We start from the raw sequence: 13,785 nt of genomic DNA on the forward strand, positions 1-13,785 counted from the left end.
ATCATGAATTTGAAATTTTTTTTCCGACAATTTTTTATTATGCTCAATTTTTTTACCCTATTTTCAAACAAAAAAACGTTTACGGGTCCTCTAGGCAATGTTATTGCTAATTACTGCGGCTTACATGTTGTTCGGATTATTCTGAGTGATGTAATACAATTTATAAAAAAGTTACCGTTTTACTTATTAGCACCTAAATCAGCTTTTGAGTTTAATAAAAATGGTCTATTGATCCTTGAAAATTTTCTAGATCCTCAAAAGTTTCTGTTAGTCCAAAAAGAAATTGAAAAACATATAAATCAATTGCCTAAAGCGCTACCTAATCTCGAACAACAAATGTATGGAGATAAGTTAAAACGAGCTACAGGGTATGATCGTTACGATGGTGACACTTTAAATCGTTTTGATCATGTTCCCAGAAATTCTATGGTGCAATTTGTTTTTAAAAACGCACGCATGCATCGCTTAACTCTAGCCTTATTTGGTATGTTGAATACACCGATGCGTTACTTCATGTATACGTTGTGCCATGGGGATGAAGCCTCATTACCTGACTCCCAGAAATTGACTCATCGTGATACATTTCACCACACTTATAAGATTTGGTATTTTACTCATGATGTAGAATTAGCTTCCGGTCCTTTCGAATATTCTACTGGAAGTCATGCTTTAACTTGGAAGCGTTTACGTTGGGAATATCGACGCAGCATACAAATTTGCTCTGACCAAACCATGTCGCGTGGAGGGGCATTGCGTATATCGGATGAAGAATTAGCAAATATGGATCTTAAGCCACCACAATCTTTATGTGTGAAAGCAAACACGATGATAATCGCAAACACCCGAGGATTTCATCGTCGCGGTTTTGCTGAACAAGGAACAATACGTACGAGTGTTTTTGGTTATTTCAGACCTTTAGCTTTTTTCCCGCTGGTACATCCGTGAATAGTTTCGACGTACTATTTTAAGATTTTCTTATTATTTAGATGCTCGAGGCAGCGACGATCCTAAGGGAATCGAGGCCGAAATTGAGAATACTCACCACCTTAGTAGCAAATACGTAGCTAGAGTTCACAATTTACTTTAAGATGCTCGAGATTCCTCTAGAACATCTTCTTACGAGATCTGTGAGAAACAAAATTAGTGTTTTGGACTCATCCCTTTCGCTTGAAGCTCTTGAAGGGCAGCTTTATTTTTATGTACATTTATATTCATCCCGGCCAACACTTCGGGGGTCTTGGTAAATTGGATATCAGCATATTCGATTACCTGAATATAATTACCCCAAGGGTCAAGAAAATCCAAAAATTTTCCGTCTATTAATTCCGCTCCAGCTTTTTTTGCCAATTCCTTGACCGTGGCACGATCATCGACCACGAGACCAAAATGACGTAAGTTGTCTTTATGTGGATTAGAGCTTTTCATTAACGCTATAAATTGATCTCCTAAATCAATAAAAGCGTGATGTTCATCTTTACCGCGCAAAGTAAAATTAAAAATTTTGCTATAAAACTCTAATGCTTTTTCCACATTACCTACTTCAAGGGCGATATGGTTAATTCCTATTAGATTTGCTTTTTCCATAGCGAGTTCTCCAGTGATTTTATAATAACAAATAATAGTCTAAGAAAATAAATTTTTTAAAAACTCGCTATAGATTTTTAATTCATTCATCAATTAGTGCACTATAAAAGACTGGTCTGCCAAAATTAAGAGGTCATTTTTTATATGCAGTTAACAAGTGCTCGGTATCGTTTTCCATAATATCATTCAATCCAATAAAGCATCCGAAAAAAATATAATGAGGTTATTTATAACCCATCGTCGTTTTGTCCTCTTCGGGATTGATATTTTTAAGCTGCGTAAATAAAAGATCTACCTTCTCATACAATTGCTTGTCAGTCGCTGAGGGAGCTTGTAAAGAAGCGGTTTTTTTCTGAACTGCTGAAAGAACCGATGTAAGCTTATCAACAACAACCGGGTTATTGCGAACACCAATAGAAAAATGATCCTGTAAGGGATGCTCTTCCAAAACATCGATAATGCGACTGATTGACTTGGCATCAAAATGAGGTCGTTCTAATAACGCCTCAATAGCGAAGCTTAATGCTGTCGTTGAGTAAGAATAGCAATTGGATTGATACATGTTGCACATTTGCTTTTGGTTAATGAGTTGATCTGCAGAATCAAGAAACTTATTAATTTCTGGCTGAGTGAACGAAACTCCTGTTGGATAGCCAACAAAGTTGTAACCCTTACTTAGGTACCTTTTCTCATTGTCTTTTTGAGTATGGAACGTTACTCCATTTCGCAACCACTGTGAGAAATCCCAGGGGCTTTGACGTCCATATACAGAAAAAGTACCATTCTTACTGTTTTTTAAAGCAATAGCAGAATGTCTAATAGGCATGCCAGGAAGCGGCAGACCAGGTTTGGTCGCAAACATTAATTCAAAGGTGTCCTCTGTGGACGCATCCTTCAAGGAACACATTTTTTCGGGTTCTATAGGTTCTGGGCTCAATGAAATTGGCTGTTCTTCCTTAGCCTCATCGTCCTTAGTCAGTAATTTTTGAGATTTATTTCTCATCTGAAACAGAGCATAGCGACTAAATGCAGTTGCCTTATTCGAATATGCTATAGGACCTACTAACTTGGTTAACTTTGTAAGCATGCCAACTCCCTTTAATGCCAATTCAACACAGAGTGTACTTTATTTAGTTATCTTTAACACAGTATCCAGCTATCGTCAACGGCAAGCGATGGGAAAATAAAATTCACTATAGTCTATAATAATACAAAAATGGCATTAGAAATAGATTCTTGGAGGTAACAATGTTTACTCTAATAAGTCGACATGCTGGCAAACTAATAGGTACATCAGGAGCCGGGACTCTTTACCTTGCTTATGATACCTACAAATATAAACAACTGCAGGAAAAAATGACCGAACTGCAAATGTCCTCTCCAGAAGATCAGACTATTATTGACGCAGATCAAAAAAATTGGCTCCTATTAGGCCGGCAAAGTCCCGGTTATGTCCGAGATACTGACAAAACACCCAAGCAACATTTACATCACAAAATAAATTCGAGTACTCTTTGGTTTAAGACCTTGGGGACCCAATTAGATAATGAAAAACACTTTGATTTATTTGTAGGCAGTGATTTCGTGGTTGAAATGTTTGCAAAAAAAGGAAAAACGCCAAAAGTACGGGTTCAACCGGAAAAGATGCTCAGCGATGACTTAGATACGATTAAAGATGATGATTTATTTGAAGTGGGTTTTGCACGGAAACAGGGCTTTGCAGATATCACCCAAAAATCTCCTTTTTTTCACTCATCTATCGCATTAAGAAAAATTAGTAAAGATGATGTTGCTAATTCAGAATTTGTGGTGGTTCGGGGAAGCGAAATAAAAGAGGTCATAAACAGAACAAATAAAGCGATTTGTGATGAACAATCGTGTAATCTTTTTAGCTCCAATTGTTATTCAGCATCAACCTATGCCAGTGCAGAACTTATTAAGGTAATCGATGAGCGCGTTATAAAAGCAGAAGACAAAAAAGAAGACTTGAAGGCAATTTCTGATGTACTTTCAAGACGAGCACTTGACAATTTTGCGCGTGGGGTTAGTAATAATTCGGTAGTTTCCGAACAATTGATTACTCAAATACCCAAAGTATTACAAAAATATGGGCTAGTAAATACCGAACAACCCAAAACTCCAGATGGACCCCCGTTATAAAATAATTACCATAAATCACAAGTATGCCTTTATAGGAGGTAGAAGATGAAATCCAGTAATATGTTTACAGTAGATGAAAATATTTTGAAAAGCCTTGGAGCAGATACTTTGAAAACGATTAGAACCAAAGGAATCCAAATGGAAGCAGAGATTGCTGCGAAATTGGAGGAATTAGAGTCATTGGTTGTGGAAGGAGTTTCTAGTGATGGGCTTGCTAAAGCCAAGGTGGATGGAACACATCAAATTATAGAACTTTCTTTGGATCCCTCCTATTCAGAATTAAACAATAAAACAAAAACATGTGCGCTGATGACTGAGGCAATAAATGATGCAATCTATAAAGTTAATCTAACCATCGAAAATGAAATATCTAATATAAAATATAGATATAGCGGAGAAGTTATCAAAAAAATATCTTAATCGTGTAATGTATTTATTTGCGGTAATTATTTCGGTTCTAATGTATTTTTGGAGCGTTGATCATTTGCTTGGTCTTTATCCGTGTCTTCCTTGGTCGTGTTCCAAATAGATAAACCATGTAAAGGTGAGGATTTTTTCTCCAGAGATGAATCCTGCATCGTAAGGCTGGATTGGATCGCATGTTGATAGAGTTTATAACTTTTTAGGGCGTTATATAAATTCGCCACATGCCGATTAAAGCCGGCCCCACATGCTCCAGATAATAAATGATCGATATCTTCTACGAAATTACATCGACGTCCCGTTACGGCTGAATAGCTGCTGATGGGACCGTTTTTGGAGGTCAGAAAAATAAGTGGGTTCTTTTCTACTTTTTTTAATTGATCAAGATGCGTTTTAAATGCGGCGAGAGGTTCATGCAATTCAGCAGTAAGTTTATTCTGATCAGCACTCAAGAGCGTGTTTTCGAGAATTTGTGAAGCTAGAACCAACTTACCCATCAGATTTAAAGTAATCTCATTTACCCCATCAGCATATTCTTGTAACCCAGCAAAGATAGGGCTATTTTCAAATGCACTGCGGACGACTTGATGGGTTAAAAGCTGGGTAATATCTTTTTCGCTGAATAAGTTCAATGCCAACCCTTGCTCTAAATCTTTTGCATTAGATGCTTCCAGGGGTTCTTTATTTTTAAAATCTCGAAATACACCCGCTAGTTCAGAGGGGTTTTGGAAATCCGCAAATACCCAGTCTCCAGAAATGAATTCGGCGATTTGATTAATATCGTACGCATATCCACTTTCAGAAATAAAAATGTTCTCTTCAGGAATATCCATCAAATCTGCTTTATTTTTAACCGCAACAGTCTTTCCCATTTTCTCATTACCTTAGCTCGTCAAGGACAGAGTCAATTCAACTGAGTAATAATTAATTATACAACAATTTACATCAACTAATTTAGCTGGTATTTTTCAAATGACTTTGGAGTATAGGGGTAATCGTTTTTTTCTCGAGTAAGGAACAATCCCCTTAATTGTGATAGTGTAATTAAAGGATAAAAAATGAAATGGAATTTTTCTTTCCTCTAGGAATTTTTTCGCAAAAGACCTATTTTCAGGTGAACTATAAATTCTTGAATGCACTAAGGTTCTAATTGAGTCTAAGGGTTTACGTAGGATACTTAAACGTTCGGGAATTTAATATGCTCCATCAATTTTTCAAAGAACCTCTTCTATCTTTTTATTTAAAACGTATCGGCGGTGTGTTTCTTACTTTACTGGGTATCTTCGGATTCATAGTAACACTTCCTTTTTCATTTTTAGGAGGGACTCTGGGCTTGTTAAAGGCAATCCTTAATAAAACTGATCCATTACCCTTAGGATTTCAAGGAATAAGAATTGGTTCTTTAGGTTCCATAGATGCAATTATTTTCGGAATAAAATTAACCCGTTCAACAACACCCGTTATGGAGGTTAACAAATTCAAAGAGCCGTTGCTAAAAAGAAGCGTCATTGAATCAGACGTTGATGAGCACGCTCCAATTGTTGTCCCCGCTGACATGGAAGAAAGGGTAGAGACGACACCAACGCTAAAACCCAGTGCTCTTTCCGATACCTTTTTTTCCAAAACCGAGGTGAAAATAACATCAGAGATACCAACGGTTCTCTCTGAAACCAAGGAGGCAAGAGAAACTCCCGTATTTTTAGTTAAAGTAAACCAAGTTATAGCTCAAGAAGAAGCACAAGGTATAATTAAAATAGACGATGAAGTCTCAAGTGTCACAGAACCTTATATCGACGAATTAATTCTACTTATCAAAGCTCCGACCTCGAAAAATGAGTTTTGGCCCCGCTTGGAGCAAATGGGGAACAAGGACATTAAACTTCTTGTCAGTAAATTAAGCACTTATAAAGAAAAAGGCAGATTTAGTTCTACCGAACTGGATTATTTATGGCGTCAATTTATGGGTTTTGAATTTGAAATCTCAAAAAGAGAAAATAAAGCAAGCAAATTTGCAGTAATGCTCGAAGCTCTATCTGAAGAACAATTAAAAGCATCCTTTGACTCACCCGACTTCTTAAACGTGTTAAATAAAGACGCATTTGCAGATAGTGCAGTCAACACGTTTACTCGTAAGCAATTGGAATTGTTTGCCTCCGATAGCAAACGGCATGAACTATTAAACTCTCTCATCAAGAAACTCAAACCAAGTCCTTACTTATTAGGTAAACTGGTCTCTATTATGCCTTATGCCACTTGGAAATTGAGGATAGCGATCCTTGATCAAATAAGCCATATGGCGCATCCTGTCTCTTTTAAGGTTGAACTTACCAAATTAGTTGACCATTACATTCAAGCAAATTTTCAAAAATATAAAAAGCAACTTGAAGCCTCACAAGCAAATACTCAACACACCACATCCCCATCTCTGTTTACAAAAAAATGGGTACCAGTAACACCGGTTTCAAAGCCCATTTATATAAACAGTTCGTTACAAAAAAAAGAGTGGAGCGATGAGGCTTTTGATGCATTCATTAACGAGTTAAATAGGTCCACCTTTATTGCAAATGAGGGAAAAATAAGTGTAGATTTAGATAGCCTACCAGATTATCGAATTAAAATGCTTGTAGAACGAGCCGCATCGGCAGTAGGCCCAAGAAATTTACTAAGCCACATTTGGATACTCGATTCCAAAACAATAAACCATAAATCGTCCCTAGAGTGTAGAGAACATAGATTAAAAATTATTTTGGAGCATATGACTCAGTCGCAGCTTGAGTGCTCGCTTAACGATAACAAATTTTGGGAAATTTTTAGAAATCCTCAAGAACCGTTTTGTGAAATGGCAGCCCGCGTATTAACACCCGAACAATTTACAACAATTAGTACCAAGGCACCGCTTGAACGCCATGCAGATTTTGCAATAATCATTGCGCACATCAAGAAAGATAGCCCCAACGAAAAACAAAGACTGCAAAACATCTTGGAAGCAATTACCCCTCATACTACTCCTTGGATTGCTTTGGCCTTGGAGCGCCAGATAAAAAATTTATTAACACACGATAAACATCTATATGAACATTTGCACAATGAATTAAAAAGGTCACTTACACACTCATTAGAAAGACCTGATGTTAATTATAAATATAAGCGAGATCGCAGTTTAAATAAGCAAGCAATTTCCTATCTTATTGAGTCCCCTTCACACACCTCTAATACGGCACCGTAACCTTTTAAAAAAACCATGTAGAGAAAAAGGCCGCAAAACCATTGGTCTCTAAAGACAATTGTTCTGCCGTTAGTTGGATTTATTTAACATAAGTTATGAAGTAAGAAAATATTTATCTTTTTATTAATTAAATATAATCTAGATATTCATGCCCTAGTGCTTCCAATAGGTATGTATCACTATGGAATGGTGAATGATAAAAAGGAATTTGCAATAATGCGCATTAAAACACTATTAATATCCCTGAGCCTTCTTCTCTCTTCAATTGGCTATGCCAGTATTAATATTGGTACGCTTATATTTAAACCCCCTTATATTTTCTCTCCCAAAAATGGATTTGATATCGATTTAGCACAATTACTATGTCAGCGCCTAAAAGAGCAATGTGACTTTATTCCCATGGGAATGGATGAATTGTACAAAAAACTACAGCAGGGAAAAGTTGACCTAGCAATGGGGGGTATTCCGATTTCTCATGACCTTAAAACTAATTTCATTTACAGTCTCCCCTATATGTTAAGTAAGGGACAGTTCCTCATTTTAAAAAATAGTGAAATTAATTCAATTAATGAATTACAAGGAAAAAAAGTCGGTGTCCTGCGGAATCCGCTCAATGGTGGATTGTTTTATGAATATTTATCGACACATTATGCAAAATTATTTCAAATGAAACTCTATGAAGACGTTGAAGATTTATTAGCAGATTTACATAATAAAACCATAGCAGCGGCCTTTCTCAATCGCTCATCTGTAAATTATTGGACTCAGGAAGGTGGCGATCAATTTCAGCCATTAGACGAGGTACATATCGTTGGAGACGGTGTAGTAATCTTGGCTCCCCCCAAGAATCAAGCACTCATCGGTCGGGTTAATAATGTATTAAAAGCAATAGAAAAAGAAAATACTTACATAAAATTATATAATACCTATTTTGCTGATGAATAATACATTTTGAAATCGCTAAAGAAAAACATTTGCTTGGATGTTTGCAATCCACTCAAACTGTTCTTTGGGGGCTATGTTTTTTCATTTTTAAATTTGCTTTCTAATTAAAGTAGTATTAAACAGCTGTGTAATCCGATAATAATGGAGTTCTGATTAATTAACAAAGGAGCATGTTATGAAAAAGAGCTGTTTACTGATTGCCTTATTTTTATCACCCCTTCTGGTTTTTGCACAATCAAAGAGTTCAGAGCATCTTATTTTTTCTCCATTGCCCAACAGTAAAAATACCATATCCAGACACCATACAAATGAACAAGAACCACCTAATCTGAGTCAAATGATGCAACGGACCATTGATTTTCCAACTCAAATCGTTCGTGTTCATGGTGATGTAAGCGGATTGAAACTCAGTTGTGAGGAAGTAGAACAGGAAATAGATCGGATATTTTCAAAAAAAATCTCTGCGAATCTGTTTATCTACAACACATATATTAACTGCAGTTATGATCCGGAAAGTCCAGAAGAATACGCCCGCAGTTTTTCAATCCAGAGTTATTTTGATCCATTAACAGATAAAGCCATCGATTATCTAAAATCCTATCTTGATCAATATAATGGATACAATTTATTTAATACCACCACCTTGCAAATTGAACCTGCTAGAGGCGTTATTACATCGATGAATTTCAATGCCGGTTTAAAAAGCAATCCCAACAAAACGCCCTTCATGCTCTATCATCAAGACCGAAGTAATTTCTATTTTAAAAGTAATTTCGAAATGAGAAAGAAGCTAATTGCCGATATCTATCAACGGTTTTATTCTAACGATCCCGAAATCATTCTCCCTTTTTTAAAACAATGGGTTTCCTCTTCTGCAGAAACCATCTATTACTCCATTTTAAAGGCTTCCAATTATCTTGAATTACAGCCTGAACGAATATTTGTTATGGAACAAGAAGGCGATATCTTTGTATCCAATTTAAAATATTATTTTGCCAATCTTTGTATGCAAAGAAATCCCAATAAGCATTGCCTGTGATTACGATACCCCAAACCAAAGCCTTGAGCTGAAAGCTCATAGTTTCGATTTGGGGTTAAATTTAAACAGCCGTGGTACCGAAAACTGGGTGATTAATGATTAATGGCTGTTTATTATAGGGCCATGCATTTGTTCAATTAGATTGTCCGTTTTACTATGGCTTTCTTTTTGTTTTTTAAAGAAGTTATTAAGTCCTCCAACAAGGGTATTCCCGGCAGAAAATAATTTATCGATAAGACTCGAATCCATCTCCATTTCAAAACATCCAACTGTATTGATGTCATTAAAGTCACGAACAATCATTTGCGAGAAACACATTAGCATGTAATTTTGAACCGTTTCATCCTGTTCTTTCTGCTCCATCTTCTTAAAGTCCACATCACTCTCTAATTTTTTCCAGGTATAAAAATTAATACTCCGCCCATGGTTAGGATCAAAAAAATAAGCCGTTTTTTTCTTTGGATCATAACGAAGATAGATAGCATGCCCCCAAGATGCTTTATTTTCGATTAGGTTCCCATCCTTTTTCATTGCATGATGGCCAATCGATATTTTTACTATTCCATAATTTTTTAATTTCGAGTTCTGTTGTTGAACCACGGCTTTGGAAAGTATTTGATAGAGAGCATCCGCACTAAACGCAGGATCCTCTGCATAATTAAATTCACTATGCAATGCTTGAATTTTCTTAAGATGAAGACGCTTTAACACTGCTCGCGATAAACCATTGTTCGCCACTTCTCCCATATTTATTTGATATAAAGCTTGATTGTAACGATCTTGCGGGGAAATTTTCACTTCCGCTCGCCATTGAGAGTCGGAGAGTACTTGATTTCTAGCTAAGCTGGTCATTTCTCGAGTAATGACCCTGTAGGTATTTGCCTGACATACCCCTTCACCTAATATCTCGCCAGCACCCCCTATAAATCCCTGAATATTTTCATACAGAATTGGATCACCCCATTGATCAAAAAAGACAAGGTCCTTTTTAACATCGTCTAACATTCGAGTTCTTATTTGACTGGACGCGTTATCCATTAGGGGAGAAAGAATTGCTTTTATCTGATCATATTGGTCAGTTAATCCAGCCAGGCTATCTTTATTTTCTTTAATTTTTTTATCTATATAGCGATAAAACGATTGCAGCCATTTATTTTGCGATCTTTTCAAAGAGCTATCAACATGTTGAGAAATACTTGGATTAGAGTCACACAATTCCTTTTTACATTGCTCATATTCTTGTTCTAACAAATGAGTTGCTTCAGCGATGATTTCTTGTCTTGCTTTAGTGAGTATGTGGATCAAGAGGGTTAAAGAAGACTCACCTCCAGCAGCGATAATTTTTTCTTTCAAAGCCAAAAGCTCAATTTGATGTTGCAGCTCCTTCAAGGTAGGGATCTCATGTTCTGCTTGGCCATTAAGAACTAGATTTTGCAATACATGCTTTATTTTTTGTTGGACTAATTCTTTATTAACCTTTATTTTGCTGGGATCTAAAGCAAGATCGGTGAAGACTGCTGACTCATGGGGATTTTGGAGGAATTTTTCAGGATGAGTGATCTGCTGCTGTACAAATGCTCGCTTTAACACAAGCGAAAAGTCGGCGAAATATTCTTTAGGTAATCGGGTCAGTGCCTTTTTAAGCTTTGGAAACATTTTTATCACCACTTCTTCTTGGGGAGTAACCTCACCTCGTTCAAGCTTTACATTTAATTTAGACATTTCCTCTTCGTATTCTTGTTTTGTTTTTTTCCCTTGAGCATAAGCGATAATTCGAAGTTTATCGGATTCTGTCATCATCCGCTCACTATCACGAATATCCGTTCCGATTACATCCCAGTTGCTAATCATCTTTTCAGCTATTTGTTTGTTTGTGCACTGTTCTAAACGATCATAAAGATCTATCAACGCGGCACGATTACACGCTGAACGCACATTCACCACAAACTGATCCAATGCTTGAACATTTTTGGAATGATCAACCAATGTAGGCTTATCAGACATGTGTTCGATCACATGCTGAATATCACGAACCACTATAGGAGCTAACATGGCTACATTATCAACACGTTCCTGATCCATTATTTTGGTTACTACCTGGAGAGGATTCGAATTCACTAATGAAAGCGATTCGAGGAGTTCATCTTCAGCTGCAATTTTTTTTAACTGCTCCGAGAGTATTTGTATAAATCCTTCATTAGTTGTTTCCTTAACCTCTGATATGGATTGGGTTCGTTCGATTGCAATCGCAAACCCGGCAGGAGACCCCATCCACTCTTTCTTTTTTTCTTCAATCATCCTAAGTAACTGTTGCTCCGCAATAACTATTTTTTCCATGAACTCATTTACTTCGGATAGTGAGCGTAATGGAGGAGTATTGTCTTTTAGGAGTTTGGAGGTAGGCCAGTTTGTTTTATATAATTGTTCAAAGGGTATTTTAGAGTTTAGTCCCGCACATTTTTTTTTCAACTCATCAAGAATAGACTCATTGATTAGCACGATGAGTTCGTGAGTTAATCGGTGCTGTATTTGCTGCCAATATTCAAAATCATTTACATGGATGGTTCGTTGCGTGGTATCGAGAAGTAACTCTTTTTCATGAATAAATTCTATAATTGCAGAAGGATTAAAAACGTTGAATTTATTGGGGATACCGGTTGGATTTAAGCTATCCCAAAGACTAATTAAATAACTATCAGGATCTGGCCTTATTAAATTGAGTGCATCCAAAGCCATTAATTCATTCTTAAATTGCTCCAAACTGCTGCTCAGTCGAATTCTGTATTCATTTTGAGTTGGAAGCGTCTCTTGATTCTCAGTATAAAAATAGTGCGCTGTTGTTTGAAAAAGCCAATTTTTTACAACCTCAATGTTAAATGCTCTTAATTTCTCCTCATCTAATTGTTGAGGCCAATCTCCATCCTTTTTCCAATAATCAGCCGTATTCAAATATTCACATAATTGTTGCAGAGAAATCCTTTCTTCTAAGGAATCCAGTACAGAAGGAACTGCACTCATCATCCATGCCATTTTATCGTCGCATTGAACTTTTATTTTACTTAAATACTCTGAGTAACGAATACTTTCAATTGAATATTCATCATCTTCTGAGGTAATTGTAGGCAATATCTTTTCTGGTGGGAGTGGGATAAAATTTACATCCACTTGGTTCGGAAAATCATCGTAATAAAAAACATATTGTCCACTATATATAGGATTAGGCATAACAATCTCATCAAAATATAAACACTTTGCGCATTATATACAACATCATCCTTTATACCATGAGTAATGCCCTGATTTTTAAAAAATGTTAATAAAAAAGAGCAGTCCATAAAAATGGTTTTATTGCAGCTAAATCCTGATTGAGGAGCATCCATTCTTTTTACAACTTCAAAGCCTCGGAGTTTTACTTTCCTTAATTAAGTTTTTGAGAATAACTTCTTTAGCTGGCCATTGTTGAATTAATGATTTATTTAATTGCGAACAATTTTCAGCAAACCAAGGGCCAAATTGAAGTAAGAGCATAGGTATTCTAGGCTGGATACATGCTTTGATCTCTTTTTGAGTATCCTTTGTACATGGGACTTTGCTTCCAAGGCAATTTTTTATAATGTCATCTGTTACAAACTGCCAATTTTCAGGTGGAGTAACCCCTAGAAAGGAAGCAGTGATAATTTTAGACAAGATATTTTGACTTATCGAAACAAGTTTTTGGGGATCAACGTGTTCTTCGCAAAATTCATGGCGAAAGATATCGTTAATTTGCTTTCCTATACGTTGCGCTTCATCCTTATTAAAACAGGGAATTATATTAGCATCTGATGCCTCCACTGGATTAGCACTGAGTAAATGACTAGTTAATAAAAGACTTAATCCAAATAGAATTCTTCTCATTCTTTAACCTTTAATAATTCGTAATAAATTAAATATAGAAGAAAACATCAGCGGTTTCCTTTATCAGTATCATAACGATTTAAAAAATAGACCCCGAATTACATTTTAGGAATTTGGAATAATTCTTTATAGTGTTCTTCGCTAAAACCTATAGCGAGTGTTTTGTTATGTCCTACCAAAATAGGCCTCTTGATGAGGGACGTATTGGCGATAATGAACTCTACCTTTTCAGGGGCACTCAATGCTTCATAATGGTCTTTATATTTTCGGTATGTCGATCCCTTTTTGTTGACGGGAAGCTCGCCTAAGTAATCACCCCAAGCTTTTATTTGTGCAGGAGTTGGTGGAGTTTTTTTGAAGTCGATAAACTCATACTCAATTTGATTATTCTCTAAGAAAGTACGTGCTTTTTTTACAGTATCACAATTAGGTATGGCAAACATTGAAATCATTTTTGTGCAGAATCCGACGATTAACAGGGTTTCATTTTATAATGTTGCGTTAATTTCTT

Annotated in this window: 12 protein-coding genes; 6 read left to right on the forward strand and 6 right to left on the reverse strand. The window is 36.2% G+C overall.

Annotation, left to right across the window (positions count from 1 at the left end):
* Positions 1-3 precede the first annotated feature (3 nt).
* Positions 4-945 carry a hypothetical protein gene (locus HBNCFIEN_RS14875; protein ID WP_182391838.1) on the forward strand — a complete coding sequence of 314 codons (942 nt, stop codon included), beginning with the start codon at positions 4-6 and terminating at the stop codon, positions 943-945.
* A gap of 195 nt (positions 946-1,140) precedes the next feature.
* Here the strand turns inward: HBNCFIEN_RS14875 and HBNCFIEN_RS14880 are convergent, their stop codons facing one another.
* Together HBNCFIEN_RS14880 and HBNCFIEN_RS14885 are read right to left on the reverse strand one after the other, a co-directional pair.
* Positions 1,141-1,584, reverse strand: coding sequence for a VOC family protein (locus tag HBNCFIEN_RS14880; RefSeq protein WP_182391839.1), 444 nt, complete (start codon positions 1,582-1,584; stop codon positions 1,141-1,143).
* 223 nt (positions 1,585-1,807) lie between these two features.
* Positions 1,808-2,671, reverse strand: a complete 864-nt coding sequence (locus HBNCFIEN_RS14885) for a hypothetical protein (RefSeq protein WP_182391840.1) — start codon at positions 2,669-2,671, stop codon at positions 1,808-1,810.
* Between the two features lie 161 nt (positions 2,672-2,832).
* Here HBNCFIEN_RS14885 and HBNCFIEN_RS14890 point away from each other — a divergent pair, with 161 nt between their 5' ends.
* Both HBNCFIEN_RS14890 and HBNCFIEN_RS14895 read left to right on the forward strand, forming a co-directional pair.
* Positions 2,833-3,744 carry a hypothetical protein gene (locus HBNCFIEN_RS14890; RefSeq protein ID WP_182391841.1) on the forward strand — a complete coding sequence of 304 codons (912 nt, stop codon included), beginning with the start codon at positions 2,833-2,835 and terminating at the stop codon, positions 3,742-3,744.
* A 45-nt stretch (positions 3,745-3,789) separates the two neighbouring features.
* Positions 3,790-4,164 carry a YbaB/EbfC family nucleoid-associated protein gene (locus HBNCFIEN_RS14895; RefSeq protein WP_182391842.1) on the forward strand — a complete coding sequence of 125 codons (375 nt, stop codon included), beginning with the start codon at positions 3,790-3,792 and terminating at the stop codon, positions 4,162-4,164.
* A 26-nt stretch (positions 4,165-4,190) separates the two neighbouring features.
* On the opposite strand, the gene HBNCFIEN_RS14900 is transcribed toward HBNCFIEN_RS14895, so the two are convergent.
* Positions 4,191-5,039, reverse strand: a complete 849-nt coding sequence (locus HBNCFIEN_RS14900; RefSeq protein ID WP_182391843.1) for a hypothetical protein — start codon at positions 5,037-5,039, stop codon at positions 4,191-4,193.
* A 326-nt stretch (positions 5,040-5,365) separates the two neighbouring features.
* On the opposite strand from HBNCFIEN_RS14900, the gene HBNCFIEN_RS14905 reads away from it, so the two are divergent.
* The 3 genes from HBNCFIEN_RS14905 (at position 5,366) to HBNCFIEN_RS14915 (ending at position 9,377) form a co-directional block, all read left to right on the forward strand.
* Positions 5,366-7,393, forward strand: coding sequence for a hypothetical protein (locus HBNCFIEN_RS14905; protein ID WP_182391844.1), 2,028 nt, complete (start codon positions 5,366-5,368; stop codon positions 7,391-7,393).
* Positions 7,394-7,609: 216 nt separating this feature from the next.
* Entirely contained in the window at positions 7,610-8,338 is a 729-nt protein-coding gene (locus HBNCFIEN_RS14910) for a transporter substrate-binding domain-containing protein (protein ID WP_182391845.1), read from the forward strand.
* Between the two features lie 175 nt (positions 8,339-8,513).
* Positions 8,514-9,377, forward strand: coding sequence for an Lpg0189 family type II secretion system effector (locus HBNCFIEN_RS14915; RefSeq protein WP_182391846.1), 864 nt, complete (start codon positions 8,514-8,516; stop codon positions 9,375-9,377).
* 99 nt (positions 9,378-9,476) lie between these two features.
* On the opposite strand, the gene HBNCFIEN_RS14920 is transcribed toward HBNCFIEN_RS14915, so the two are convergent.
* The 3 genes from HBNCFIEN_RS14920 to HBNCFIEN_RS14930 all read right to left on the reverse strand — a co-directional run bounded on the left by HBNCFIEN_RS14920 (position 9,477) and on the right by HBNCFIEN_RS14930 (position 13,726).
* On the reverse strand, positions 9,477-12,602 hold the full coding sequence (locus HBNCFIEN_RS14920) for a hypothetical protein (RefSeq protein ID WP_182391847.1): 3,126 nt from the start codon (positions 12,600-12,602) through the stop codon (positions 9,477-9,479).
* 168 nt (positions 12,603-12,770) lie between these two features.
* A complete protein-coding gene (locus tag HBNCFIEN_RS14925; protein WP_182391848.1) occupies positions 12,771-13,274 on the reverse strand; it encodes a hypothetical protein in 504 nt (167 codons plus the stop codon).
* Positions 13,275-13,372: 98 nt separating this feature from the next.
* On the reverse strand, positions 13,373-13,726 hold the full coding sequence (locus tag HBNCFIEN_RS14930; RefSeq protein ID WP_182391849.1) for an arsenate reductase family protein: 354 nt from the start codon (positions 13,724-13,726) through the stop codon (positions 13,373-13,375).
* Positions 13,727-13,785: the final 59 nt, after the last annotated feature.

The sequence above is a fragment of the Legionella sp. PC997 genome (assembly GCF_014109825.1).
Lineage (GTDB): Bacteria > Pseudomonadota > Gammaproteobacteria > Legionellales > Legionellaceae > Legionella.